This window comes from Kitasatospora kazusensis (assembly GCF_039529945.1).
In the GTDB taxonomy this organism is placed as follows: Bacteria; Actinomycetota; Actinomycetes; order Streptomycetales; family Streptomycetaceae; genus Kitasatospora; species Kitasatospora kazusensis.
Genome location: NZ_BAAANT010000018.1, coordinates 25,454 through 51,067 on the forward strand (window position 1 = coordinate 25,454; position 25,614 = coordinate 51,067).

The window sequence follows — 25,614 nt, forward strand, 5'->3', positions numbered from 1 at the left end:
TGGAGCCGGCATGCGCCGTACCCCCGCCTCGCTGGTCGACGCCCGGCCCGGCCCCGCGCACACCATCGAGTTCGACGGCCGGGAGATCCCCGCGCTGCCCGGCCAGAGCATCGCCGCCGCCCTCTGGGCCGCCGACATCCTGGCCTGGCGCAGCACCCGGGTCGAGGGCCGCCCGCGCGGCGCGTTCTGCGGGATCGGCGTCTGCTTCGACTGCCTCGCCACCGTCAACGGCCGGGCCAACCAGCGCACCTGCCTGCTGCCCGCCCGTCCGGGCGACACCGTCCGCACCCAGGAGGGCCACGGCCGTGCCGACCTCGCCGTCTGACCCCGCGGCCCGCTCCGGGCGCTCCGCGCCGTACGACCTGGCCGTGATCGGCGCCGGCCCGGCCGGGCTGGCCGCCGCCACCACGGCCGCCGACCTCGGGCTGAGCTGCGCCCTGCTGGACGCCGGCCCGCGGCCGGGCGGCCAGTACTACCGCCACCCCGCCCCCGGCCTCGGCGCGGCGCACCCCGAGCGGCTGCACCACGACTGGCCCGCCTTCGCCCGGCTCTCGGCCCGCCTCGACGCGCACACCCGCGAGGGCCGGATCGACCACCTGGCCGAGCACCAGGTCTGGACGGCCGAGCGCGGCGAGGTCTGGACCCTGCACGCCACCCTCGGCCCGGCGGCGGACGGCCGCGCGGCCGTCCGGGCGCGCGCGGTGCTGCTCGCCACCGGCGCGTACGAGCGCCAGCTGCCCTTCCCCGGCTGGACGCTGCCCGGGGTGGTCACGGCGGGCGGCGCGCAGGCGATGCTCAAGGCGGGCCTGGTGCTGCCGGGCCGCCGGATCGTGGTCGCGGGCAGCGGCCCGCTGCTGCTCGCCGCCGCCTCCTCACTGGTCGCGGCGGGCGCCGCGGTCCCGGCCGTGGTCGAGGCGACCGGCTACCTCGGGTACGCCCGGGGGCTCGGCACGCTGGCCGCCAACCCGGCGAAGCTGGCCGAGGGCGCCCGGCACGGCGCGGTGCTGCTGCGCCACGGCGTACGACTGCGCCGCAACAGCGCGGTCGTCGAGGTGCACGGCACCGACCGGGTGACCGGTGTGACGGTCGCCCGGCTGGACGCCGACTGGCGTCCGGTGCCGGGCAGCGGGCGGCGGATCGACTGCGACGCCGTCGCGACCGGGCACGGGCTGCTGCCGCAGATCGAGCTGGCCACCGAACTGGGCGCCGAGACCCGGCGTGCCCCGGACGGCGCGGTCGCCCTGCGGGTGGACGACGGGCTGCGCACCAGCCTGCCCGGTCTCTGGGCGGCCGGGGAGACCGGCGGGGTCGGCGGCGCGGACCTGGCGATCGCGGAGGGCGAGCTGGCGGCCCGGGTGATCGCCGGCCGGCCGGTGCCGGCCGCTCTGAAGGCCCGCCGGCGCCGTCGCCGGGCCTTCGCCGAGCTGATGGCGGCGGCCCACCGGCCCGGCCCCGGCTGGACGGACTGGTTGCGCGCGGACACCGACGTGTGCCGCTGCGAGGAGGTCCCGGCCGGGCGGATCCGGGAGGCGGTGGAGGAACTCGGCGCGGGCGACGCCCGGACGGTCAAGCTGCTCACCCGGGCCGGGATGGGCTGGTGCCAGGGCCGGATGTGCGGCCCGGCGGTGGCCTGTCTGGCCGGGGACACCGCACCGCCCGCCGACAGCCGCCCGCTGGCCTGCCCCGTTCCGCTCGGGCAGCTGGCGGGGCTCGCCCCGGCGGCCGATCCCGCCGACTGACCGTTACCAGCGGGTAGCCCTTGTGGCCGCCCTGCTTCTCTTAATAAAATGTCACACCTCACATTTAGGGAGTTGCCCCCGTGTCCCTCGCTTCGCACGAGCCCACCCGTCCCTGGCGCGGCATCATGGTCGCCACCACGCTGCCGCTGCGCGCCGACCTCTCGGTCGACTACGACGCCTACGCCGAGCACGTCCGCTGGCTGATCGACTCCGGCTGCGACGGCGTGGTGCCGAACGGCTCGCTCGGCGAGTACCAGACGCTGACCGCCGAGGAACGCGCCCGGGTCGTCACCACCGCCGTCGAGGCGGCCGGGGACGGCTCCCGGGTGATGCCCGGCGTCGCCGCGTACGGCAGCGCCGAGTCCCGCCGCTGGACGGAGCAGGCCGCCGAGGCCGGTGCCGGCTCGGTCCTGCTGCTGCCGCCGAACGCCTACCGCGCCGACCACGCCACCGTGCGGGCCCACTACGCGGAGGTGGCCAAGGCCGGGCTGCCGGTCGTCGCGTACAACAACCCGTTCGACACCAAGGTCGACCTCGTCCCGCAGCTGCTCGCCGACATCCACGGCGACGGCTCGATCGTGGCCGTCAAGGAGTTCAGCGGCGACGTCCGCCGGGCATACGAGATCGCCGAGCTGGCCCCCGGGCTGGACCTGCTGATCGGCGCCGACGACGTCCTGCTGGAGCTGGCGCTGGCCGGCGCGGTCGGCTGGATCGCCGGGTACCCGAACGCCCTGCCGGAGACCACCGTCCGGCTCTACCGGGCCGCCGTCGCCGGTGACCTGGAGACCGCCCTGCCGCTCTACCGGGCCCTGCACTCGCTGCTGCGCTGGGACTCCAAGACCGAGTTCGTCCAGGCCATCAAGCTCTCGATGGACATCGCCGGGCGCCCCGGCGGCCCGGTCCGCGCACCGCGCGGCCCGCTGTCGCCGGAGATCGAGGCGGCCGTCCGCGCGGCCACCGAGAAGGCGATCGCCGACGGCCTGGTCTGACCGACCCCGCGACGAAGGCCGGCTGCGGGGGCAGCCGGCCCGCCGCCCCCACCGAGCCGCCAACCCGCCGACCCCACGAGGGAGAACCCATGCGCAGCCGTCACGTCTTCCACGCCGTCGACTCGCACACCGAAGGCATGCCGACCCGGGTCGTCACCGGCGGGTTCGGCGTCATCCCGGGCGCCACCATGGCCGAGCGCCGGGTGCACTTCCAGCAGCACCTGGACCACTTCCGCACCCTGCTGATGTACGAGCCCCGCGGCCACGCCGCGATGAGCGGCGCCATCCTGCAGCCGCCCACCCGGCCGGACGCCGACTTCGGCGTGCTCTTCATCGAGGTCTCCGGGCTGCTGCCGATGTGCGGCCACGGCACCATCGGGGTCGCCACCGTACTGGTGGAGACCGGCATGGTGGAGGTGGTCGAACCGGTCACCACCGTGCGCCTGGACACCCCGGCCGGTCTGGTGGTCGCCGAGGTGCGGGTCGAGGACGGCGCCGCCAAGGCGGTGACCATCCGCAACGTCGCCTCGTACACCGTCGGCCTGGACCGCAAGGTGGAGGTGCCCGGGTACGGCACGGTGACCTACGACCTGGCGTACGGCGGCAACTTCTACGCGATCCTGCCGCTGGCGGACCTCGGCCTGCCGTTCGAGCGCGAGCGCAAGCAGGACATCCTGGACGCCGGACTGGCCGTGATGGACGCGATCAACGCCACCGACCTCCCGGTGCACCCGGAGGACCCGTCCATCCACAGCTGCCACCACGTCCAGCTGCTCGCCCCCGGCTCGACCGCCGAGCACTCCCGGCACGCGATGGCCATCCACCCGGGCTGGTTCGACCGCTCCCCGTGCGGCACCGGCACCTCGGCGCGGATGGCCCAGCTGCACGCCCGCGGCGAACTGCCGATCGGCCGGGACTTCGTCAACGACTCCTTCATCGGCACCAGTTTCACCGGCCGGCTGGTCGGGGAGACCACCGTCGCGGGCCACCCCGCCGTCGTCCCGACCGTCACCGGACGCGCCTGGGTCACCGGCACCGCCCAGTACTTCCTGGACCCGTCGGATCCGTTCCCGGCCGGTTTCCTGCTCTAGCCCGACCGGCCCCGCACCGACCGCGGACACTCCGCACCAGACACCGTCCAGGACGCGGGAACCGCGCGGTCCGGGAGACGCGGCGCCGTCATCCCCGGTCCCCGTGCCGCCCCCGCGCCCTGGGCGGGCCCATCCCGAAGGGTTACCACCGTGCTCGTCTCGTCCTACAACCCCGCCGACCCGTCCGACCTGGTCGTCTCCGTCGAGAGCCCGGGAGCCGCCGGTGTCGCCGCCGCGGTCACCCGGGCCCGTGCCGCCCAGGCGGGCTGGCAGGCCGCGGGTGCGGCCTTCCGCTCCGCCGCGCTGACCCGGGCCGCCGAGGCGCTGGAGGCGCACGCCGAGGAGCTCGCCGAGCTGGTGGTGCGCGAGGTCGGCAAGCCGCTCACCGAGGCGCGCGGCGAGGTCGCCCGGACGGTGGCGATCTGGCGCTACTACGCCCAGGCCTCGTACGCGCCGGCCGGCGCCGTGCACGAGCCGGCCGCCGGCGAGGGCCTGCTGCTGACCCGGCGCCGCCCGTACGGCGTGGCCGGTCTGATCACCCCGTGGAACTTCCCGGTGGCCATCCCGACCTGGAAGGCCGCCCCGGCGCTGGCCGTCGGCAACACCGTGGTGATCAAGCCGGCCCTGGACGCCACCGCCTGCGCGCTGCGGCTGGCCGAGCTGGCGGGCCTGCCCGAGGGCGTGCTGACCGTGCTGCCGGGCGGCGCGGAGGAGGGCGACGCGCTGGTCTCGGCGGCCGACGTGGTCTCCTTCACCGGCTCCACCGCCGTCGGCCGGGTCGTGGTCGCCACCACCACCGCGCTCGGCACCCCGGTGCAGGCGGAGATGGGCGGCCTGAACGCGGCCCTCGTCCTGCCCGACGCCGACCTCGGCCAGGCGGCCGCCCAGGTCGCCGCCGCGATCGCCGGGTTCGCGGGCCAGAAGTGCACCGCCACCAGCCAGGTGATCGCCGTCGGCGCCGCGTACGAGCCGTTCGCCGAGGCGCTGGCCAAGGCGCTCGCGGCCGCCGACGACAGCGTCTGCGGCCCCGTCATCACCGAGGCGGCGCGCGAGCGGCTGACCGGCGCGATCGAGTCGGCGCGCGCCGCCGGGGCGACCGTGCTGACCGGCGGCAACCGGCCCGACCGCCCCGGCTGGTTCATCGAGCCGACCCTGGTGGCCGACGTCCCCGCCGGGCACCCGCTGCTGCTGGAGGAGTTCTTCGGCCCGGTCGCCGTGCTGCTCCGCGCCGCGGACCTGGACGAGGCGATCGCCCTCGCCAACACCACCCGCCACACCCTCGCCGCCTCGGTGCACACCCGCGACCTGGACACCGCGCTGGCCGCCGCCGACCGGCTGGACGCGGGCATGATCCGCGTCAACGCGCCGTCCAGCGGCGTCGACTTCCACCTCCCCTTCGGCGGCGCGAAGGCGGCCAGCCACGGCCCGCGCGAGCAGGGCCAGGCGGCACTGGACTTCTACACCGCGAGCCGTACCGTCACCCTGCTGCCGTCCGGAGCCGCGCGGTGACCGGCGGTGTGCTGCCTGTCGCCACGGTGGTCGAGACCGTCGACTACCACACGGCGGGCGAGCCCTTCCGGATCGTCACCGCCGGGCTGCCGCCCGTCCCGGGCGACACCGTCGCCGAGCGCCGGGCCGTCGCGCTCGGCGCCGGCGGCACCGCCACCGACCCGCGCCGCAGCCCGCTGGACGAGGTCCGCCGGCTGCTCACCCGCGAGCCGCGCGGCCACGCCGGGATGTACGGCGGCTTCGTGGTGCCGCCGGACGACACCGAGGCGCACCTCGGAGTGCTGTTCTGGCACAAGGACGGCTACTCCACCGCCTGCGGCCACGGCACCATCGCGCTCGGCGCCTGGGCCGTGGACTCCGGCCTGGTCGCGGCCCCCGACGACGGCGTGGCGCGGGTCCGGATCGACGTCCCGTCCGGCCGGGTGACGGCCGCCGTGCACCGCAGCGCGGGCCGCACCACCGCCGTGGCCTTCCGCAACGTGCCGACCCTGGTCAGCGCTCGCAAGCTGCCCGTCCGCACCTCGCGCGGCACGGTCGCCGTCGACCTCGCCCATGCGGGCGCCTGCTACGCCTCGGTCTCGGCGACCGCGCTCGGCCTCTCGGTGACCACCGCCGAACTGCCGCTGCTCACCGCCCTCGGCCGGGAGATCCGCGCCGCGCTGGCCGACGAGCCCGCGACCGGGCACCCCACGGACCCCCGGCTCTCGGGCGTCTACGGCGTGATCCTGTACGAGGAGCTGCCCGACACCCCCGCCGGGCTCAGCCAGCGCAACGTCACGGTGTTCGCCGACGGGCAGGTCGACCGCTCGCCCTGCGGCTCCGGCACCTCCGCCCGGCTCGCCCTGCTGGCCGCCGACGGGCGGCTGGGGCCCGGCGACGAGCTCCGCCACGAGTCGGTGATCGGTACGGTGTTCACGGGGCGGCTGGCCGGCCGGCACCGGGACGGCATCGTCACCGAGGTCACCGGCACCGCCCACCGCACGGGCGAGCACCGCTTCGTGCTGGACCCGCACGACACGCTCGGAACGGGATTCCTGCTGTGACCCTGCCCCAACTCGCCGTCGACCTGACCCCGGCCCAGGCCGTCGAGGCGCTGGAAAGCGTCCTGCTCGCCGGGCTCGACCCGGAGGAGGGCCCGCCGCGCTCCAACCTGGCCGTCCCCGCCGGCGAGCTGCTGCTGATGCCGGCCGCCACGGCGGCGTACGCGGGGGTGAAGATCGCCGGGGTGGCCCCGGCCAACCCCGCGCGCGGGCTGCCCCGGGTCACCGGCAGCTACCTGCTGCTGGACGGGCCGACCCTGCAGCCCGTCGCCCTCCTCGACGGCATCGCGCTCACCTCGCTGCGCACCCCGGCGGTGACGGCCGTCGCGCTGCGCAGGCTCGCCGTACCCGAGGCCGCGCACCTGGTGCTGTTCGGCGCCGGACCGCAGGCGTACGGGCACCTGGACGCGCTGCTCGCCGTCCGCCCGCTGACCCGGCTCACGGTGGTCGCCCGGCGCGCGGCCCCGGCCGCCGCGCTGGTCGGGTACGCCCGGGCGCTCGGCCTGGACGCGGCCGCCGGCACACCCGAGGCGGTCTCCGGCGCGGACCTGGTGGTCTGCTGCACCACGGCCCGGACCCCGCTGTTCGACGGGCGGGCGGTGCCGGACCACGCGGCGGTCGCGGCCGTGGGCTCGCACGAGCCGGTGGCGCGGGAGGTGGACGGCGTGCTCGTCGCCCGGTCGGCGCTCTACGTGGAGGCGAGGTCGGCGGCGCTGCGGGAGGCGGGCGATCTGATGATCGCGCTGCGGGAGCGGAGCATTGCCGAATCCGCCCGGCTTGCTAATCTGTCAGAACTGGTCAACGGTGGGGCAGTTGTGCCGACCGACCGGCCGAGGTTCTTCAAGGGCGTCGGGATGGCCTGGCAGGATCTCGCGGTGGCGGCGGCACAGTACGAGCGCTCCGGGCTTTACACAGTGCGGTCAAATGTCCCATCATCAACATAACGTGACATTGTACAATGGTGTCCTGAAGACCCACCGGAGGAACACCATGGCCGACCTCAAGCCCCGCGCCCTCATCTCCGTCCAGGAGCGGCTGCGCGACCAGGTCGCCCACGCGCTGCGCGCCGCGCTGATCTCCGGCGAACTGCGGCCGGGTGTCGTCTACTCCGCCCCCGCGCTGGCCGCCGACTTCGGCGTCTCGGCCACCCCCGTCCGCGAGGCGATGCTCGACCTGGCCCGCGAGGGCCTGGTCGAGGCCGTCCGCAACAAGGGCTTCCGGGTCACCGAGCTCACCGAGCACGACCTCGACGACTACACCGAGATCCGCGCCCTGATCGAGGTCCCGACCGTCGCCCGGGTCACCCGGATGGCCACCCGGGAGCAGCTGGAGGCCCTGCGCCCGCAGGCGGAGGCCATCGTCGCGGCGGCCCGCAAGCACGACCTGATCGAGTACCTGGAAGCCGACCGCCAGTTCCACCTCGACCTGCTCGCGCTGGCCGGCAACGCCCGCCTGGTCGAGACCGTCGGTGACCTGCGCAAGCGCTCCCGCCTCTACGGCCTGACCCGCCTCGACCAGCGCGGTGAGCTGACCTCCTCCGCCGAGGAGCACATCGAGCTGCTCGACCTGATGATCTCCGGCGACGTCGAGGCCGTCGAGCAGTGCATGGTCCGCCACCTCGGCCACGTCCGCTCACTCTGGGCGGCCGGCGCGGAGAGCGCGCCGGAGGAGCGGTCGGTCCTGCGGCTCGGGACGCGCTGACCGGGCCCCTCCCGGACGGCCCCTGACGTGGACACCGTCCTCGGCCGGGGGGAAGTGGAAGCTCTCGAATGCGACACGGTTGGGACTCGGTCCGGGTGACCCACCGTCACGCCGGTCCGACGGTCCGTACGTTCGGCTGCCATGAGCAACTCTTCCAGAGCCCCACGGCTGTTCGCCGCCGTCACGGTGTCCGCGCTGGCGCTGTTCACCGCCGCCTGCCAGCCGGACGGTACGGGTGCCGCCGGTGCTCCGGCCGCCCCTGCGGTCGCTTCACCGAGCAGCACCGCGCCGAGCAGCGCCGCGCCGAGCACCCCCGCCGTCCCGGCCTCCTCGGCGCCGGTCGTGCCGCCGAGCCCGAGCGCCAGTGCCGCCCCGGCCCACGTGCCGAGTGCCGCTCCGTCGAGCCACCCGCCGGTGCTGCAACACTCGCCGAGCAGTGCGCCGGCCTGGCAGCCCACCACCTCGGAGGGCGGCCCCCAGCCGCCGGCCACCACCCAGCCGCCCGCCGCACCGCAGCCGCCCGCCGCACCGCAGCCGGCGGGCTCCTGTGCGCACCACACCACCGGCTCCTGCGGCTGGGACGCGGGCCAGACCCCGGTCGGCTCCGGCGAGATGGCCCAGTGCAAGGACGGCTCCCCGTCCTACTCCGCGAACTTCTCGGGCACCTGCTCGCACCACGGCGGGGTGCTGTACTGGTTCAAGTGAGCCGAGACGCGGTCGAATCGGGTCGGGGCAGGTCAGGTCAGGCCAGCCGGCCGTCGTGCATCCGCAGCACCCGGTCGACCCGGTCCAGCAGGTCGCGGTCGTGGGTGACCATCACCGTCGCCGTCCCGTGGGTGCGGGTGACCTCGGCCAGCAGGTCGACGATCTGGGCGCCACGCTCGTGGTCGAGGGCCGAGGTCGGCTCGTCCACCAGCAGCACCGACGGGTTGCCGAACAGCGCCCGCGCGATGTTCACCCGCTGGCGTTCGCCGCCGGAGAGCTGGTGCGGACGGCGGTGCTGCTTGGAGCCGTCCAGGCCGACCGAGGCCAGCAGCGCGGCCGCCCGCTCCCGGGCCCCGCGCGGCCTGCCCCCTCGGACCGACTCCAGCACCAGCAGCTGTTCCAGCGCGGTGAGCGAGGCCAGCAGGTTGGACTGCTGGAAGACGATCCCGAGCCGGTCGCGCCGCAGCGCCGCCCGGGCCGCGTCGCCGAGCGCGCCCGCGTCCTGACCGTCTATCAGCACCTCGCCGCTGTCCGGCCGCAGCAGCGTCGCCGCGACCGCGAGCAGGCTGGACTTGCCGGAGCCGGACGGCCCGGCGACGGCGGTGAACTCGCCCGGCGCCACCTCCAGCGTCACCCCGTCCAGTGCGGTGAGCCGGTGCTCGCCGTCCGGGTACGTCAGGGTGACGCCCCGCAGCGCGAGGCCGGTCCGGGTCTTCAGAGCGGTGGTCATCGGTTGCCTCCCAGGGCGGCCAGCGGGTCGACGGAGGTGATGCGGCGGACGGCCAGCGCCGCCCCGGCCAGGCCGAGCAGCACCATGGCGGTGACCGGGACGGCCACGCTGAGCGGGCTCACGTCGAAGGGCACCGCCGAGGAGGCGACCAGCCCGCCGACCGCGCCGACCGCGCCCCCCAGCACGGCCCCGCCGAGCAGCACGGCCGCCGCCTGCGCGAGCGCGTCCCGGACCAGGTACGCGCTGCTCGCGCCGACCGCCTTCAGGACGGCGATGTCGGGCTTGCGCTGCACCGTCCAGACCGTGAAGAACGCCCCGACCACCAGCGCGCTCACCGCGAACAGGAAGCCCTGGATCATCTGCAGGCTGCCCTGCTCCGCCGAGTAGCCGTTGATCCCGGCCAGCGCGTCGTCGAGGGTGACCGTACTGGTGCCCTGGGCGGCGTCCAGCGCGCCGAGCCCGGCGCCGGATGAGGAGCGCAGCGCCAGCGCGGTCGGCCGGCTCTGGCCGCTGAGCTGCTCCCAGGTGGTGAGGGTGGTCCACACCGTCGGCGCGTGCGAGAGCGAACGCTCGGCGGTGACCCCGGAGACGGTGAGCGTGCTGGGGCCGACCTTCACCCGGTCGCCCGCCGACAGGTGGTACGTCGCGGCGGTGTCCGCGCCCAGCACGACCTGGCCGTCGCCCGCCGCGCCGCCGGAGCGCAGCGGCGGCAGCAGCCCGGCGGGCCCGCCGACCACGCTCACCGAGGCGGCCGCGTCGCTCGCGGTGAGCCGGGTCATCGAGATCCCGAACGGCTGCGCGGACTCGACGCCGGGCGCGGCGGCGAAGGCGGCGGCCTGGCCGGGGGAGACGCTGCTGTTGCTGAACGAGACCGTCGGCGCGGCGCCCGCCGGGGCGCCGAAGACGATCCGGTCGGCCGGCAGGCCGGCGACGGCGGACGAAGCGGCGGAGGCGAGCCCGCCGGTCAGGCCGTAGAGGAAGACGACCAGGGTGGTTATCAAGGTGACGACCGCGCCCATCAGGGCGAAGCGCCCCTTGGCGAAGCGGATGTCACGCAGTGCGACGAACACGGGGACCTTTCCGGGCAATCGGAGGTTTCGGTCTGCTCCTCCACTCTGTCGGCGCAGGCGGCCCGTTCCATCAGGGAGAGGAAGGGGCCCGGACCCGTGCGGGGGATGGACCCGGGAATCCATCGAACGGTTGATGCCCGGGCAGCCGGACCGGCCGGCCCGACCCCGTACCCTCGGACAGCGTGACCCGTACCGAACCACCCGCGCCGGAGGGCCCCGGCCATTCTGCGAACACCCCCGCCCTGCGGCTGATGAACCTCGCCCTGCACGGGCTGTTCTTCACCCTGCTGGCCGTCCTGGTGGCACGCGGGCTGGCCGACGGCACGCTCGGCGCGGCCGCGCTGGCCACCGCCGGCGCGCTCGCGGCCGCGTACGCGGCGGGCGGCGTGGTGGAGCGGATCCGGACCACCCGGCTCTGGGCCGGGGTCTGGCTGGCCACCGTGGTGCTGCTCTGGACCGGCCTCACACTGTGGCACCCCGAGTACTGCTACCTGGCCTTCCCGCTGTACTTCGTCTGCCTGCACCTGATGCCGGTGCGCTGGGCCGTCCCCGCCGTCCTCGGCCTCACCGCCGTCGTGGTCGCCGCCCAGGCCGGCACCGACGGCGGGCTGACCACCCCCAAGGTGCTCGGCCCGCTCGCGGGCGCGGCCGTCGCGCTGCTCACCGCGTACGGCTACGCCGCGCTCTACCGGGAGAGCCGGGAGCGCCAGCGGCTGATCGACGACCTGGTGCGGACGCGGGACGCGCTCGCCGCCAGCCAGCGGGAGGCCGGCGTGCTCGCCGAGCGGCAGCGCCTCGCCCGGGAGATCCACGACACCCTCGCGCAGGGGCTGTCCAGCATCGTGCTGCTGGCCCGCGCCGCCGACGCCGCACTGCCCGCCGACCCGGCGGTGGCCGGCGAGCGGATCCGCGAGGTCGGGCAGACCGCCGCCGCCAACCTCACCGAGGCCCGCCGCTTCGTCCAGGCGCTCACCCCGCCCGCGCTGGACGACGCCACGCTCACCGAGGCGCTGCGCCGCCTGGCGGCCGGGCCGGGCGCGGCCTTCCTGCTGGACGGCGAGCCGTACCCGCTGCCGGTGGAGGCGGAGGTGGCGCTGCTGCGGCTCACCCAGGAGGCGCTGGCCAACGCCGTCCGGCACGCGCGGGCGCGGCGGATCGCGGTCACCCTGACCTATCTCGACGACGAGGTGACCTTGGACGTCTTCGACGACGGCGTGGGCTTCGACCCGCAGTCCGCCCCCGCCGACCACGACCGCCCGACCTTCGGCCTGCACGGCATGCGCGAGCGGATCGCCGAGCTGGGCGGCAGCCTCACCGTCGAGTCGGCGCCGGGCGAGGGCACGGCCGTGGCGGTCTCGCTGCCGCTGCGGGTGCTCGCCGAGGCGGTGGCGCGGTGAATCCGGGTGCCGGCCGAGGCGGTGGCGCGGTGATCCGGGTGCTGCTGGTGGACGACCATCCGGTGGTCCGGCGCGGGCTGCGCGCGATGGTGGACGACCTGCCCGAGCTGGAGGCCGTCGGCGAGGCGGCGGACGGCGCCGAGGCGCTGCGGGTGCTGGAGTCGCTCGGAACCCGGCCCGACGTGGTGCTGATGGACCTTCAGATGGGCACCGGCATGCACGGCGTGGAGGCCACCCGGCGGATCACCGCGCTGCCCGACCCGCCCGCCGTGCTGATCCTCACCACCTACTCCACCGACGCGGACATCCTGGCCGCCGTGGAGGCGGGCGCGACCGGATACCTGCTCAAGGACGCCCCGCCGGAGGAGGTGGCGCTCGCCGTCCGGGCCGCCTCGCGCGGCGAGACCGTGCTCGCGCCGCCGGTCGCGGCCCGGCTGCTGGGCCGGGTCCGGGCCGGCCGGCCGACGCTGTCCCCGCGCGAGACGGAGATCCTCGGGCTGCTGGCGGAGGGGCTGGCGAACCGTCAGATCTCCAAGCGGCTGTTCATCAGCGAGGCCACCGTCAAGACCCATCTGGTGCACATCTACGACAAGCTCGGGGTCGACAGCCGGACGGCCGCGATCGCCTCCGGCCTGACCAGCGGCCTGATCCGCCCGGCCTGACCCGCCCGTGCCGGGCCGCCCGGTCGCCGCCCGGCCCGGGCCGCGCCGGGCGGCGAGCCGTGCACGGGGGGTGGGCCCCGGATAGAATGGCCGGGCTCGCCGGTTGACCGAACGGCCCGCGTCACGGGCCGGGCACCCCTCAGGAGACGGTCATGGTCGAGATTCCCCCGGATCCTCCGGGCGGTCCCACCCCCCGGGCCGGCGAAGGGCCGCCGACCGCCGCGAACGACCGGCTGGCGCTCAACGGCATGGGCAGCTTCGACTGGGACCTCGACACGGGGACGTACCACCTGGACGAGGTGGGCCTGGACGTCTTCGACCTGCGCCCGGACGAGTTCGACGGACAGGCCACCTCGCTGGCCGTCCGGGTGCCCCCCGAGGACAGTGCCCGCCTGGACGAGACCGTGTCGCGGGCGCTGCGCCAGGGCGACCTGACCTTCGCCTCGTACTTCCGCCTGGTCTGCCGCGACGGCACCCCGCGCTGGGCGCACACCCAGGGCCGGATCCTGCGCGACGAGCAGGCCCACCCGTACCGGATCGTCGGAATCGTCCGCAACGCCGAGGAGGAGCTCGCGCACGCCACGGCGATGCGCACGCTCGCCGCGGACCGGCGCCGCCAGACCGACTCGGTCCGCAGCACCACCGCGGCACTCGCCCGCGCGCTCACCGTCCACGACGTGACGAGCGTGCTGACCGACCCGGAGGGGCTGCGGCGGTTCGGGGCGGACGGGCTCGCCCTCGGGCTGACCGACGGGGTCCACATGCGCCTGGTGGCCGCGACCGAGGAGCCCTCGCCCGACCTGAAGGCCCTGGACGACCTCTCGCAGACCCGCCTGGAGGACGGGCTCCCGCTGGCGGAGGCCGTCCTCACCCGGCGCCCGCGGTTCATCGGCGCCGAGGACGAGCTGATCGCGCGCTACCCGCGGCTGCGCCCGTACGTCGAGCAGATGGGGATCCGCGCGGCCGCCTTCCTGCCGCTGGCCGCCCAGGCGCGCTCGCTCGGCGCGCTCGGGCTGTTCTACCGGGACCGCCGCCGGTTCAGCACCGAGGACCGCAACATCTGCATCGCGCTCGGCAGCGCCGTCGCCCAGTCACTGCAACGGGCGATGCTGTTCGACCAGGAACGCGAGTTCGCCACCACCCTGCAGACCACCATGCTGCCCCGGCGGATCCCCGAGATCACCGGCGGCGAGGTCGCCGTCCGGTACCGGGCCAGCCGCAGCGGCCGCGAAGTGGGCGGGGACTGGTACGACGTGGTGGCGCTGCCCGGCCGCCGGGTCGCGGTGGTGGTCGGCGACGTGGAGGGCCACGACAGCCACGCGGCCGCCATCATGGGCCAGCTGCGGATCGCGCTGCGCGCCTACTCCGCGGAGGGCCACACCCCGGCCACGGTGATGGCCCGCGCCTCGCGCTTCCTCGCCGAACTGGACACCGAACGGTCCGCGACGTGCATCTACACCGAGGCGGACCTGGAGACCGGCACACTGCGCCTGGTCCGGGCCGGCCACCTCGAACCGCTCGTCCGGCACGCCGGCGGCCGGATCGGCTGGCCGCCCGTGCGCGGCGGCCTGCCGCTCGGGGTCGCCACCCTGTTCGCCCAGGACGACTTCCCCGAGACCCGGCTCGACCTGAACCCCGGCGACACCCTGCTGCTCTGCACCGACGGGCTGGTCGAACACCCCGGCCGGGACATCTCCGACGGCCTCGCCGCGCTCGCGGACGCCGTCCGCACCGGCCCGGCGGACACCGAGGAACTCGCCGACCACCTGTGCCGCCTGCTGCTGGAACAGACCGGGCCCGACGACGACATGGCCCTCCTGCTGCTGCGCCGGTCGGCGGTACCCGGCGTCCACGCCTCGCGCCGGATGGTCCAGCACATCCACCAGGCCGACCCGGACGGCCTGGTCGAGGCCCGCACGATGCTCCGTCAGGCCCTCGCCGCATGGGGCGCGGTCGCGCTGAGCCCCGACATCGAACTGGTGGCGGACGAACTGCTCACCAACGCGCTGGTGCACACCGACGGCGGTGCGATCCTCACCGCCGAACTCGTCGCCTCGCCCAGCCCCCGGATCCGGCTGGCGATCCAGGACCGCTCCACCGAGTGGCCCCGGCGCAGGGCCCCCGGCGAGACGGCGACCTCCGGGCGCGGACTCCTGCTGGTCGACGCCCTGGCGGCGGGGTGGGGGGTGGAACCGCAGGGGACGGGGAAGAGCGTCTGGTGCGAATTCCCCGTCCCGGGGGGTTAGCCGTCCGGCTCGCCTTCAGTTGTACGGTCCAGGGGCGCGTGGGACTGCGCGAGGGCGGAAGGCGCGGGTCCGTGACTTCCGATGCGCGCAGTTCCCCGCGCCCCCTTGGGGGCCGGCCCTAACGGCCGGGACAACCCAGCGGAGCTTTCCGTGCTTTTAGCCGTGGGTGACGCACTTGTTGGCGCTGTTGGACCAGAGCCCCTGGAGGTCGAAGGTCCCGGTGGTCAGCGCGACGTACGCGTCGAGCTGCACGCAGGCGTCGCCGATCTCGCCGCCGCCGCCGTTCCAGCCGATGCTGGGCCAGGTGTCGGTGACGGTCTCGGCGTACTCGTGGGTCTCGGTCGACTCGATGCCGGAGAGCAGGCGTCCGTCGGTGAAGGTGGTGCAGGCGCCGGCGCCGCTGTCCGGGATGTACGGCAGGTTGGTGTAGGCGAGCTTGCCGTACGAGGCGGAGGTGGTGAAGTCGTGCCAGGCGCAGAAGCCGGAGTTCGGGAAGCCGTCCGGGTGGGTACCGGTCGGTGAGACGACCACGTACTGGGAGTTGAGGTTCGACGCCTGGGTGGTGTTGCCGAAGTGCCCGGCGGCCTTGACCGCCTCGGCGGCGAGGTTGGCGGCGGTCCCGTTGGCGGGGGCGGCGGCGGCGTTGTCGAACCAGACGCCGGCCAGCGGGGTGCTGGTCGGGTGCTGGACGTGGGTGCCCTTGGTGCCGCAGGTGACGGTGCCCTTGGCGACGCCTTCGCAGTACTGGTCGAGGATCGTGCCCCAGGTGTCCGACGCGCCGTAGAGGCCCTTGAACATGTTCTGCATGTCGGGGGCGACTCCGGCGGGGTCGGAGGACCACTGCGAACCCCAGAACACCAGGTAGACCTTGGGGGTGGGGGAGACCACGCCCTGGGTGGCGCTGGATCCGACCTTGAGGGTGTTGGTGGACCTCAGGGCGGGCGTCGCCTGCCCGGCGTGCGCGAGCGGCTTGGCGCCGTAGTGGGCGGCGGTCGGGGCGGCCTGGGCCTGTGCGCCGGAGGCGAGCGAGGTGGTGGCGAACGCGGCCAGGGCGAGCGCCGTGAGGGTGTGGGCGGCGGCCTTGAGCGGGCGTATGCGCACGATTTCCTCCCGAGTGAGGGTGTGGGGGTGAACTGCGTGCAGTGAAACGCGAGTTACCCAACCAGCCGGGGAGGAGGGCGTCCATAGTCCGGTCGCAGCTGGCCGAAAATTTTGCTGTGCCTATGCCAACTCGGCGAAGAATCACCGGTTCTGACCTTGCCTCGGGCGGCGCCGCTAGGGTGGGGAGTGTCGTCCGAGGACAAGTGCAAGAGGACAAGTGCAAGGGGAGTACGCATGACCGTGGATCTCGCCGGACTCGCCGTGCCGGTGGTGGCCGCGCCGATGGCGGGCGGGTCCTCCACCCCGCAGCTGGTGGCGGCCGTGAGCGGTGCGGGCGGGCTGGGGTTCCTGGCCGCCGGGTACCGCTCGACCGCCGCGCTGGCCGAACAGATCGCCACCGTACGGGGTCTGACGGACCGGCCGTTCGGGGTGAACCTCTTCGTCCCGGCCGGGCCCGGCGATCCGGCGGCGGTCGCCGCCTACCGGGCCCGGCTGCTCCCGGAGGCGGAGCGCTGGGGCGTCGAACTGCCCGCCGCCGTCGCGCCGGACCGCGACGAATGGGACGCCAAGATCGCCGCGCTGCTGGCCGACCCCGTCCCGGTGGTCTCGTACACCTTCGGCCTGCCCTCGCCCGCCGAGGCGGCGGCGCTGCGTGCCGTGGGCAGCACCCAGGTCGGTACGGTGACCACCGCGGCCGAGGCCCTGGCGGCGGTCGCCACCGGGATGGACGTGCTCTGCGTCCAGGGCCCGGAGGCCGGCGGCCACCGCGCCACCCACCGGGCCGACGCCGTCCCGGGGGAGACGCCGCTGCCGGCGCTGCTGGCCGAGGTCCGCCGGGTGACGGACCTGCCGCTGATCGCCGCGGGCGGCCTCGGCGACGGCCCGGCCGTCGCCGCCGCGCTGCGGGCGGGGGCCACCGCCGTCCAGCTCGGTACGGCCTTCCTGCGCGCGGACGAGTCCGGGGCCTCGCCGGCCCACCGGGCCGCGCTGGTGGACGGCCGGCTCACCGAGACCGTGGTCACCCGGGTCTTCACCGGCCGCCCGGCCCGCGCCCTGCGCAACGCCTTCGTCGACCGCTACCAGCCCTACGCCCCCACCGCCTATCCCGAGGTGCACCACCTCACCCAGCCGCTGCGCGCCGCCGCCGCCAAGCGCGGCGACACCGAGGCCCTGCACCTGTGGGCGGGCACCTCCCACTGCCTGGCCCGCACCGGCCCGGCGGCGGACATCACCCGTGAACTCTGGCGCGAGGCCCAGGCCTGACCGGGGGGCGCGGGGCGCTGCCACTCTCGTCCCCCGTGGGAGTGGATACGGGCGGAACCTGCCGGTACGGTATAAGGGACAACTTAATGTGGCGGCATGTGGGAGATCACTCTCGTAGGTCCGGTGAACGACTGGTTCCTGGACATCTGCGTGAACGAGCCGGACACCGCCAACCAGATTGCCGACGCGATCAACCTGCTGGCCCGAAGAGGCCCCCTGCTCGGGCGCCCGCTGGTCGACCGGATCCAGGCGAGTCGGTTGCACAACCTCAAGGAGCTGAGGCCCGGGTCGGTCGGCCGCTCGGAGATCCGGATGCTGTTCGTCTTCGATGCCGAGCGTGAGGCGATCTTCCTGGTGGCCGGGGACAAGAACGGTAAGTGGTCCCGCTGGTACGAGGAGAACATCCCCCTGGCCGAGCAGCGGTACGAGGAGTATGTCGAGGATCGAGCGAAGGGAGCGGGCGCATGAAGGGCCGTAGTTGGACCGATGTATGGGCCGAGGCACAGCGACTCAATCCGGACTTGGCCACGCCCGAGGCCGAGGCCGATCGTGCTCGGATCCGTACCGAGTCGCTCGCCCGGATCCGCGGCCACGAGCTGGCCGAGCTCCGGCGGGTCGCCGGGCTGACGCAGCGTGAGGTGGCGGGGCTGCTTGGGGTCAGCCAGGCGCGGGTGTCGCAGATCGAGCACGGCCAGGTGGACAGCCTCGACAATCTGCGTGCGTATGCCGCCGCGATCGGCGGCGAGGTGGACGTGACCGTCCGGCGTGGCGACCGGACGGTCAAGGTCGCCTGAGGAGAGATTCTGCGGAGGTAATCCTGAGGGCGGACTCCTGAGGGCGGACCCCCTGCGGGGCCCGCCCGCGGGCGGCGTCAGCCGAGGAGCGTGCCCATCCACTCCTCGATGCCCGCCACGGTGCGCGGCAGGGCGCCGGACATCAGGCGGGCGCCGTCGGCGGTGATCACCAGGTCGTCCTCGACCCGGACGCCGAGGCCGCGCAGCTCCAGCGGCAGGGTCTCGTCGTCGGGCTGGAGGTAGAGGCCGGGTTCGACGGTGAGGACCTGGCCCTCCTCCAGGACGCCGTCGAGGTAGGTCTCGGCGCGGGCCTTCGCGCAGTCGTGGACGTCCAGGCCGAGCATGTGGCCGGTGCTGCAGAGGGTGTAGCGGCGGAACAGGCCGCTGTCCTCCTGGAGGGCCTCCTCGGCGGAGATCCGGAGCACGCCCCAGTCGGCCAGCCCCTCGGCGATCACCCGCATCGCGGCCCGGTGGAAGTCGCGGAAGCTGGCGCCGGGCCGGAGCGTCGCGATACCCGCGTCCTGGGCGGCCAGCACCAGCTCGTACACCTGGCGCTGGACGGGTGAGAAGGTGCCGCCGAGCGGCAGGGTGCGGGTGATGTCGGCGGTGTAGAGCGTGTCGGTCTCGACGCCCGCGTCGAGCAGCAGCAGCTTGGACGGGTCGAGCGGGCCGTCGTTGCGGATCCAGTGCAGGACGCAGGCGTGCGCCCCGGAGGCGACGATGGTCTCGTAGCCGGTGCCGTTGCCCTCGGCGCGGGCGCGCTGGTTGAAGGCGCCCTCCAGCCAGCGTTCGCCGCGGGCGTGCCGCAGGGCGGCGGGCAGCGCGCGGACCACGTCGGCGAAGCCGGCGACGGTGTGGTCGACGGAGAGCTGCAGCTGTTCGATCTCCCAGGCGTCCTTGACCAGGCGCAGTTCGCCGAGGGTGGTGGCGAGCGCGGAGTCGCGGTCCGCGTCGGCGGCGCTCGGCCGGCCGGTGGCGGCGTCCAGGGCGGGGTCGGCGCCGGCCAGCACGCGGGTGGCGGGCTGGGGGCCGGTCAGCAGCTTGTCCAGGTCGTCCAGGTGCGCGGTACGGATGCCGGTCAGCTGCGCGGCCTCGTCGAGGTCGGCGCGGCGGCCGACCCAGAACTCGCCGTAGCGGCGGTCGCGGTAGAACTCCGAGCCGTACGGGCTGCCGCCGCCGCGCGGCGAGCGCGGGCGCAGGTAGAGCACGGGCTCGCCGCTGGGCTCGACCACCAGGACGTGCCCGACCTGGTCCTCGCCGGTCAGGCCGGTGAGCCAGGCGTACGCGCTGTGCGGGCGGAAGCGGTGGTCGCAGTCGTTGGTGCGGACCTTCAACTGCCCCGCGGGGACGATCAACCGCTCGCCGGGGTAGGCGGCGGCGAGCCGGGCGCGGCGGGCCGGCATGACGTCGTACCCGGCGACGCGGTGGCTCGCGGAGAGCGGGGTGGGGGCCCACTGGGTGCCCATGAAGGCGTCCAGGGCGGCGGAGACGGGCAGGTCGTGACTGCCGGTGTTGAGGACGGGGGTCTTGGGGTCGGTGGTCACTGCGGCGGCTCCTCTGCCGTGGCGGCGGGTGGGCGGTTTGTCCGTCCCGGTAGGGCTGATCTGCACTGATCGTCCTTGTGGCGGAAAGGAGTTGACACGGCGTCCGGACACAGCTCGGTAACGGCCCGCTCCACCTCTTGCCAGTGCAATTTCACATTACTATGTTACGGGTCACACCCCGGCGACGGCTAGACCTCAGGTCGCCGCGTCGGGGGTGACCCGGATCAGCCCCGGGGTCCGAACAAGGCCACGACCATGGCCCCCCACTGCGGAGTTGCACATGACCAGGCGTACCCACACCGCCCTCGCGGCGGCGATCGCGGCAGCACTCACCCTCGGCCTCGGAGCGTGTTCCAGCAGCACCGGCGGCGACTCGGCCGCCGTCGACGGCAAGGGCATCACCACCGAGGGCAACGGGATCATCGGCGGTACGCCGGTCAAGGGCGGCACCCTCAACATCCTCTCCAACCAGGACTTCTCGCAGCTGGACCCGACCCGCAACTGGGTGGAGCCGGAGATGGACTTCGGCCTGCGGACGCTCTACCGCACGCTGACCACCTTCAAGGCCGCCCCCGGCGCGGAGGGCCTGCAGATCGTGCCGGACCTGGCCACCGACCTCGGCACCCCGAGCGACAACGGCAAGACCTGGACCTTCCGCCTGAAGGACGGCCTCAAGTACGAGGACGGCTCCCCGATCGTCACGGACGACATCAAGTACAACGTCGAGCGCTCGTTCTCCCCCGAGCTGCCCGGCGGCCCGGACTACGCCAAGCAGTACCTGAACGCCCCGAAGGGCTACGCGGGCCCGCTGAAGGGCCAGCGCCTGGGCAAGGAGGCGATCGAGGTCCCCGATGCCAAGACGATCGTCTTCCACCTCAAGCGCCCGGTCGCCGAGTTCGGCTACACCGTCACCCTGCCGACCTTCGCACCCGTCCCGGTCGCCAAGGAGACCGGCGCCAACTACAGCAACCACCCGTTCTCCTCGGGCCCGTACAAGATCGACTCGTACGACCGCGGCAAGCGCCTGGTCCTGGTCCGCAACACCAACTGGGACCCGGGCACCGACACCGTCCGCAAGGCGTACCCGGACAAGATCGTGGTGGACCAGACCCTCGGCAGCGCCGGGATCGCCGACCGGCTGGTCGCCGACCAGGGGGACGACAAGAACGCCATCATGTACGCCGACCTGACGCCGGCCAAGATTCCCGACGTGATCACCAACCCGTCGGTCAAGTCCCGTCTGGTGAGCCAGAGCGAGGGCTGTACGGCGATGCTGGACATGAACACCAGCAAGGCGCCGTTCGACAACCCCAAGCTGCGCCTGGCCATGCAGTACGCGGTGGACAAGGACGCGTTCCAGGCCTCCGTCGGCGGTCCGGCGCTCAGCGACATCGCCACCAGCTACCTCCCCCCGGCGCTGACCGGCGGCTCGCCCGTGGACCACTTCAAGATCCCGGTGGCCGGTGACCCGGCCAAGGCCAAGCAGCTGCTGGCCGACGCGGGCTTCGCGAACGGGTTCTCCACCGAGATCACCGTCTCCACCGGTGCCAAGCAGCAGGCCGAGGCGGTCCAGGCGGCGCTGAAGAAGTTCAACATCAACGTCACCATCAACGCGGTCGACGCCAGCGTCACCAACTCGGTGATCGGCAGCAAGGACAAGCAGACCGGCCTGGCCATCACCGGCTGGTGCCCCGACTACCCGTCGGCCGCCACCTTCCTGCCGATGATCTTCGACGGCCGCTCCATCGTCGACACCGGCAACCAGGGCGACGTCACCCGCTTCAACGACCCGGCCGTCAACGCGGAGCTCGACCGGATCGCCGCGCTGACGGACGTCAAGGCCGCCAACGACGCCTACCTGGCGCTGAACGACAAGATCATGGACGAGTCGCCCGCCGTGCCGATGAGCTGGCAGAAGAAGCCGCTGCTGGTCGGCTCCAACATCGCCGGCGCGTACGCCAACTCCGTCTGGTCCGGCGAGCTCGACTACGCCGCCATCGGCCTCAAGTCCGTCAAGTAGAGCGGGAGCCGCGACCATGACTGCCCCGCTCTCCACGGGCCTGCCCGGGGGAGCGGGGACGGCGGCCAGTGACCCTGGCGACGCCGTTCCCGCCCCCGACGCCGAGGCCCCCGCCTCCCCCTGGCGGCTGACCTGGAGCCGGCTGCGCCGCCGCCGGATCGCCCTGGTCGGCCTCGCCATCATCGCCTTCTTCGTGCTGACCGCCGCCTTCGCCCCGCTCATCACGGCCGTCAGCGGCCACGGCCCGACCGACACCGACAAGAAGTCCGTCGACCCGTACCTCGGCGGCCTGCCGCGCGGCACGCTCGGCGGGGTCAGCCCGAGCCACTGGCTCGGGGTCGAGCCGATGCTCGGCCGGGACGTCTTCGCCCGGCTGCTCTACGGCGCACAGGTCAGCCTGCTGGTCGCCTTCAGTGCCGCCCTGATGATCACCCTGATCGGCGTGCTGCTCGGCATCACGGCCGGCTACTTCGGCGGCCGCACCGACACCGTGATCAGCCGGTTCATGGACGTCATGATGTCCTTCCCCAGCCTGATCTTCATGATGGCGCTGCTCTCGGTGGTCAAGGACGTCAACCGCGTCCTGCTGCTGATCGTGGTGATGAGCCTGTTCAGCTGGCCGTACATCGCCCGGGTGATCCGCGGGCAGACGATGTCCCTCAAGCACCGCGAGTACGTCGAGGCGGCCCGGGTCAGCGGCACCTCCAGCGCCCGGATCCTGTTCACCGAGATCCTGCCCAACCTGACCGGCACGATCATCGTCTACGTCACGCTGGCCATCCCCGGCCTGATCGGCACCGAGGCCGGGCTCACCTACCTGGGTGTCGGGGTCCGCCCGCCGACCCCCAGCTGGGGCCAGATGATCGCCGACTCGGCGCTCTACTACAAGGTCGACCCGATGTTCTTCGTCCTCCCCAGCGCCTGCCTCTTCCTGGTGGTGCTGGCCTTCACCCTGCTCGGCGACGCGCTGCGGGACGCCCTGGACCCGAAGGGCAGCCGCACATGACGGGCTTTCTGATCCGCCGCCTGCTCGGCATCGCGGCCACCCTGCTGGTGATCTGCGCGGTCACCTTCTGCATCTTCTACCTGCTGCCCAACGACCCGGCCACCCAGTTCTGCGGCAAGGACTGCGCGCCGGACCAGATCGCCCTGGTCCGCAAGCAGATGGGCCTGGACGCCCCGCTGATCGTCCAGTTCGGCCACTACGTGGCCGCCATCTTCGCCGGCCGCACGATGGGCAGCGGGCAGTACGCGGTGCAGTGCGGCTTCCCCTGCTTCGGGTACTCCTTCCAGAGCGGCCGCCCGGTCTGGGACCTGATGATGGACCGGCTCCCGACCAGCGCCTCGCTGGCCGTCGGCGCCGCCCTGCTCTGGGTGCTCTTCGGGATCAGCGCCGGGGTGCTCTCCGCGCTGCGGAAGAACTCCTGGATCGACCGGACGGTCATGGTCGGCACGATCGGCGCCGCCGCGCTGCCGGTCTACTTCACCGCGATGATCCTGCTGTACGTGGTCGTCACGGTGCTGAACCTGATCCCGTACCCGCGCTACATCGCCTTCTCCGAGGACCCGGTCGGCTGGCTGCGCAACCTGATCCTGCCGTGGGTCACCCTGGCGCTCGCCTCCGCCGCCATCTACGCCCGGATGACCCGCAGTTCGGTGATCGAGACGCTCGCCGAGCCGTTCGTCCGGACGGCCCGCGCCAAGGGCCTGCGCGAGCGGCGGGTGGTCGCCAAGCACGGGCTGCGCCCGGCGCTCACCCCCGTCGTCACCATGCTCGGGATGGACCTGGGCAGCCTGCTGGCCGGCGCGATGATCACCGAGTCGCTGTTCGGGCTCCCGGGCGTCGGCAAGCTGTTCGCCGACTCGCTCAACAAGTCCGACCAGCCGGTGATCATGGGCATCACCCTGCTGGCCTCCTTCTTCATCGTCAGTTCCAACCTGGTCGTGGACCTCGTCTACGCCTGGATCGACCCCAGGGCGAGGCTGTCATGACACTGCTCGAAGTCCGCGACCTCGCGGTCGAGTTCAGCACCCCCGAGGGCACCGTCCGGGCCGTCAAGGGCGTCGACTTCACCGTCGGGCGCGGCCGGACGCTGGGGATCGTCGGGGAGTCCGGGTCGGGCAAGTCCGTCACCTCGCTGGCCGTGATGGGCCTGCACCGGGGCGCGAAGGTCACCGGCTCGGTCCGGTACGAGGGGACGGAGCTGCTCGGTGCGCCCGAGGAGACCGTCCGCAAGCTGCGCGGCCGCCGGATGGCGATGGTCTTCCAGGACGCGCTGACCTCGCTGCACCCGTACTTCACCATCGGCGACCAGATCGCCGAGGCCTACCGGGAGCACCACGGCGGCACCCGCAGGGCGGCGCTGAAACGCGCGGTGGAGGTGCTCGGCGACGTCGGCATCCCCGAGCCCGCCCGCCGGGCGGGGGAGCACCCGCACCAGTTCTCCGGCGGCATGCGCCAGCGCGCCATGATCGCCCTCGCGCTCTCCTGCGAACCGGACCTGATCATCGCGGACGAGCCGACCACCGCGCTGGACGTCACCGTCCAGGCGCAGGTGCTGGAACTGCTGGCGAAGATCCAGCAGGACCGCGGCCTCGGCATCATCATGATCACCCACGACCTCGGGGTGATCGCCCGGGTCGCCGACGACGTGCTGGTGATGTACGGCGGCTCGGCCGCCGAACAGGCCCCCGCCGACACGCTGTTCACCGCCCCCCGGCACCCCTACACCCGCGGCCTGCTCGACTCGCTGCCCCGGCTCGACGCCGAGGACGGCGAGGCGCTGCGCTCCATCCCCGGCAGCCCGCCCTCGCTGCTCGACCCGCCGGCCGGCTGCGCCTTCCACCCGCGCTGCCCGGTCTACGCGGCGAACCCCTCCCCGCTCTGCACCGGCGAGCGCCCGCTGCTGCGGCAGGTCGCGCCCGGACACCAGAACGCCTGCCAGCTCGACGAGGTGACCGTATGACGGGGAACGACCCGAAGACCGCCCTGCTGACCGTCAAGGACCTCGGGATGACCTTCCCCGGGCCGCGCGGCACCTTCCGCCGAGGCGGCGGGATCAAGGCGGTGGACGGCGTCAGCTTCGACGTCCGGCCGGGGGAGACCCTCGGACTGGTCGGCGAGTCCGGCTGCGGCAAGTCCACCACCGGGCGGATGCTGGTCCGGCTGCTCGACCCGACCGCCGGCCGGGTCGACTTCCGGGGCAAGGACATCACCCGGACCGGCCAGCGCGAGCTGCGCCCGCTGCGCAGCAAGCTCCAGATGATCTTCCAGGACCCGTTCGCCTCGCTGAACCCCCGGCAGACCGTCCAGCAGATCGTCTCCGCGCCGCTGCGCGCCCAGGGCACCTCCGCCGACGCGATCCGCCGCGAGGTCCGCGAGCTGATCCAGCTGGTCGGCCTCGCCCCCGAACACCTGGAGCGCTACCCGCACCAGTTCTCCGGCGGCCAGGCGCAGCGGATCGGCATCGCCCGCGCGCTGGCCACCCGCCCGGAGCTGGTCGTCGCCGACGAACCGGTCTCCGCCCTCGACGTCTCCATCCAGGCCCAGATCGTCGGGCTGATGGAGCGGCTGCAACGCGAACTCGGGGTCGCGTACGTCTTCATCGCCCACGACCTGGCCGTGGTGAAGCACATCAGCCACCGCGTCGCCGTGATGTACCTCGGCCGGATCGTCGAGATCGGCGACAAGCACGAGGTGTACGGCAACCCCGCGCACCCGTACACCAAGGCCCTGCTCTCCGCCGTTCCGCTGCCCGACCCGGCGGCCGAACGCGTGCGGGAGCGGATCGTCCTGCTCGGCGACCCGCCGAGCCCGGCCAACCCGCCGAGCGGTTGCACCTTCCATCCCAGGTGCGCCAAGGCCCAGGACGTCTGCCGCACGGAACCCCCGCTGCTGCAGATCACCACGGCGGGCGGCGGCAGGCAGGCCGCCTGCCACTTCCCGGAGGCCTGACCCCGGGCCGGACCCGCCCGCCGCCGTACCGCCGCCGCCACCCCTCCCCGGCGGCGGT

General features: G+C 74.0%; 24 protein-coding genes. 20 read left to right on the plus strand and 4 right to left on the minus strand.

The window, feature by feature from the left end; genetic code table 11:
- Nucleotides 1-10 precede the first annotated feature (10 nt).
- The 9 genes from ABD330_RS17140 to ABD330_RS17180 all read left to right on the plus strand — a co-directional run bounded on the left by ABD330_RS17140 (nucleotide 11) and on the right by ABD330_RS17180 (nucleotide 8,774).
- The gene (locus tag ABD330_RS17140) at nucleotides 11-325 is read left to right on the plus strand and encodes a (2Fe-2S)-binding protein (RefSeq protein WP_344466044.1); all 315 of its coding nucleotides are present in this window, start codon (nucleotides 11-13) and stop codon (nucleotides 323-325) included.
- On the plus strand, nucleotides 306-1,739 hold the full coding sequence (locus tag ABD330_RS17145; RefSeq protein WP_344465862.1) for an FAD/NAD(P)-dependent oxidoreductase: 1,434 nt from the start codon (nucleotides 306-308) through the stop codon (nucleotides 1,737-1,739). Before ABD330_RS17140 ends, ABD330_RS17145 begins: the two co-directional genes overlap by 20 nt.
- Before the next feature lie 125 nt (nucleotides 1,740-1,864).
- Nucleotides 1,865-2,728: a dihydrodipicolinate synthase family protein gene (locus ABD330_RS17150; RefSeq protein WP_344466046.1), complete on the plus strand. Its 864-nt coding sequence runs from the start codon at nucleotides 1,865-1,867 to the stop codon at nucleotides 2,726-2,728.
- A gap of 89 nt (nucleotides 2,729-2,817) precedes the next feature.
- On the plus strand, nucleotides 2,818-3,819 hold the full coding sequence (locus ABD330_RS17155) for a proline racemase family protein (protein ID WP_344465864.1): 1,002 nt from the start codon (nucleotides 2,818-2,820) through the stop codon (nucleotides 3,817-3,819).
- 150 nt (nucleotides 3,820-3,969) lie between these two features.
- Nucleotides 3,970-5,328 (plus strand): aldehyde dehydrogenase family protein, encoded by a 1,359-nt coding sequence (locus ABD330_RS17160; protein WP_344465866.1) that lies wholly within the window; start codon nucleotides 3,970-3,972, stop codon nucleotides 5,326-5,328.
- The gene (locus ABD330_RS17165) at nucleotides 5,325-6,371 is read left to right on the plus strand and encodes a proline racemase family protein (RefSeq protein WP_344465869.1); all 1,047 of its coding nucleotides are present in this window, start codon (nucleotides 5,325-5,327) and stop codon (nucleotides 6,369-6,371) included. The genes ABD330_RS17160 and ABD330_RS17165 overlap by 4 nt, the downstream gene beginning before the upstream one ends.
- Entirely contained in the window at nucleotides 6,368-7,312 is a 945-nt protein-coding gene (locus ABD330_RS17170; RefSeq protein ID WP_344465872.1) for an ornithine cyclodeaminase family protein, read from the plus strand. Before ABD330_RS17165 ends, ABD330_RS17170 begins: the two co-directional genes overlap by 4 nt.
- A gap of 46 nt (nucleotides 7,313-7,358) precedes the next feature.
- Nucleotides 7,359-8,069: a GntR family transcriptional regulator gene (locus ABD330_RS17175; protein WP_344466048.1), complete on the plus strand. Its 711-nt coding sequence runs from the start codon at nucleotides 7,359-7,361 to the stop codon at nucleotides 8,067-8,069.
- 141 nt (nucleotides 8,070-8,210) lie between these two features.
- A complete protein-coding gene (locus tag ABD330_RS17180; RefSeq protein WP_344465874.1) occupies nucleotides 8,211-8,774 on the plus strand; it encodes a DUF3761 domain-containing protein in 564 nt (187 codons plus the stop codon).
- A gap of 37 nt (nucleotides 8,775-8,811) precedes the next feature.
- On the opposite strand, the gene ABD330_RS17185 is transcribed toward ABD330_RS17180, so the two are convergent.
- Both ABD330_RS17185 and ABD330_RS17190 read right to left on the minus strand, forming a co-directional pair.
- Nucleotides 8,812-9,504 (minus strand): ABC transporter ATP-binding protein, encoded by a 693-nt coding sequence (locus tag ABD330_RS17185; protein WP_344465876.1) that lies wholly within the window; start codon nucleotides 9,502-9,504, stop codon nucleotides 8,812-8,814.
- The gene (locus ABD330_RS17190; protein WP_344465878.1) at nucleotides 9,501-10,574 is read right to left on the minus strand and encodes an ABC transporter permease; all 1,074 of its coding nucleotides are present in this window, start codon (nucleotides 10,572-10,574) and stop codon (nucleotides 9,501-9,503) included. Before ABD330_RS17190 ends, ABD330_RS17185 begins: the two co-directional genes overlap by 4 nt.
- A 182-nt stretch (nucleotides 10,575-10,756) precedes the next feature.
- On the opposite strand from ABD330_RS17190, the gene ABD330_RS17195 reads away from it, so the two are divergent.
- The 3 genes from ABD330_RS17195 to ABD330_RS17205 all read left to right on the plus strand — a co-directional run bounded on the left by ABD330_RS17195 (nucleotide 10,757) and on the right by ABD330_RS17205 (nucleotide 14,879).
- Complete coding sequence (locus ABD330_RS17195; RefSeq protein WP_344465880.1) at nucleotides 10,757-11,971, plus strand: sensor histidine kinase; 1,215 nt, start codon at nucleotides 10,757-10,759, stop codon at nucleotides 11,969-11,971.
- Between the two features lie 29 nt (nucleotides 11,972-12,000).
- Nucleotides 12,001-12,633 (plus strand): response regulator, encoded by a 633-nt coding sequence (locus ABD330_RS17200; RefSeq protein WP_344465882.1) that lies wholly within the window; start codon nucleotides 12,001-12,003, stop codon nucleotides 12,631-12,633.
- A 152-nt stretch (nucleotides 12,634-12,785) separates the two neighbouring features.
- Nucleotides 12,786-14,879, plus strand: a complete 2,094-nt coding sequence (locus ABD330_RS17205; RefSeq protein WP_344465884.1) for a SpoIIE family protein phosphatase — start codon at nucleotides 12,786-12,788, stop codon at nucleotides 14,877-14,879.
- Between the two features lie 156 nt (nucleotides 14,880-15,035).
- Here the strand turns inward: ABD330_RS17205 and ABD330_RS17210 are convergent, their stop codons facing one another.
- Entirely contained in the window at nucleotides 15,036-15,980 is a 945-nt protein-coding gene (locus ABD330_RS17210) for a hypothetical protein (protein WP_344465886.1), read from the minus strand.
- 234 nt (nucleotides 15,981-16,214) lie between these two features.
- On the opposite strand from ABD330_RS17210, the gene ABD330_RS17215 reads away from it, so the two are divergent.
- The 3 genes from ABD330_RS17215 to ABD330_RS17225 all read left to right on the plus strand — a co-directional run bounded on the left by ABD330_RS17215 (nucleotide 16,215) and on the right by ABD330_RS17225 (nucleotide 18,037).
- Nucleotides 16,215-17,243, plus strand: coding sequence for a nitronate monooxygenase (locus ABD330_RS17215; protein WP_344465888.1), 1,029 nt, complete (start codon nucleotides 16,215-16,217; stop codon nucleotides 17,241-17,243).
- 96 nt (nucleotides 17,244-17,339) lie between these two features.
- Entirely contained in the window at nucleotides 17,340-17,711 is a 372-nt protein-coding gene (locus tag ABD330_RS17220; protein WP_344465890.1) for a type II toxin-antitoxin system RelE/ParE family toxin, read from the plus strand.
- Nucleotides 17,712-17,764: 53 nt separating this feature from the next.
- Complete coding sequence (locus ABD330_RS17225) at nucleotides 17,765-18,037, plus strand: XRE family transcriptional regulator (RefSeq protein ID WP_344465892.1); 273 nt, start codon at nucleotides 17,765-17,767, stop codon at nucleotides 18,035-18,037.
- Between the two features lie 77 nt (nucleotides 18,038-18,114).
- Here ABD330_RS17225 and ABD330_RS17230 read toward each other — a convergent pair whose 3' ends face one another.
- Entirely contained in the window at nucleotides 18,115-19,581 is a 1,467-nt protein-coding gene (locus tag ABD330_RS17230; RefSeq protein WP_344465894.1) for an aminopeptidase P family protein, read from the minus strand.
- 280 nt (nucleotides 19,582-19,861) lie between these two features.
- Between ABD330_RS17230 and ABD330_RS17235 the strand changes: the two genes are divergently transcribed.
- From ABD330_RS17235 to ABD330_RS17255, 5 genes are read left to right on the plus strand one after another with little or no spacing between them, the layout of a single operon-like run.
- Entirely contained in the window at nucleotides 19,862-21,601 is a 1,740-nt protein-coding gene (locus ABD330_RS17235) for an ABC transporter substrate-binding protein (RefSeq protein ID WP_344465896.1), read from the plus strand.
- A gap of 16 nt (nucleotides 21,602-21,617) precedes the next feature.
- Complete coding sequence (locus ABD330_RS17240) at nucleotides 21,618-22,607, plus strand: ABC transporter permease (protein WP_344465898.1); 990 nt, start codon at nucleotides 21,618-21,620, stop codon at nucleotides 22,605-22,607.
- On the plus strand, nucleotides 22,604-23,593 hold the full coding sequence (locus ABD330_RS17245; RefSeq protein WP_344465901.1) for an ABC transporter permease: 990 nt from the start codon (nucleotides 22,604-22,606) through the stop codon (nucleotides 23,591-23,593). The genes ABD330_RS17240 and ABD330_RS17245 overlap by 4 nt, the downstream gene beginning before the upstream one ends.
- Entirely contained in the window at nucleotides 23,590-24,567 is a 978-nt protein-coding gene (locus ABD330_RS17250) for an ABC transporter ATP-binding protein (RefSeq protein WP_344465903.1), read from the plus strand. The genes ABD330_RS17245 and ABD330_RS17250 overlap by 4 nt, the downstream gene beginning before the upstream one ends.
- On the plus strand, nucleotides 24,564-25,556 hold the full coding sequence (locus ABD330_RS17255; RefSeq protein WP_344465905.1) for an ABC transporter ATP-binding protein: 993 nt from the start codon (nucleotides 24,564-24,566) through the stop codon (nucleotides 25,554-25,556). Before ABD330_RS17250 ends, ABD330_RS17255 begins: the two co-directional genes overlap by 4 nt.
- Nucleotides 25,557-25,614 lie beyond the last annotated feature (58 nt).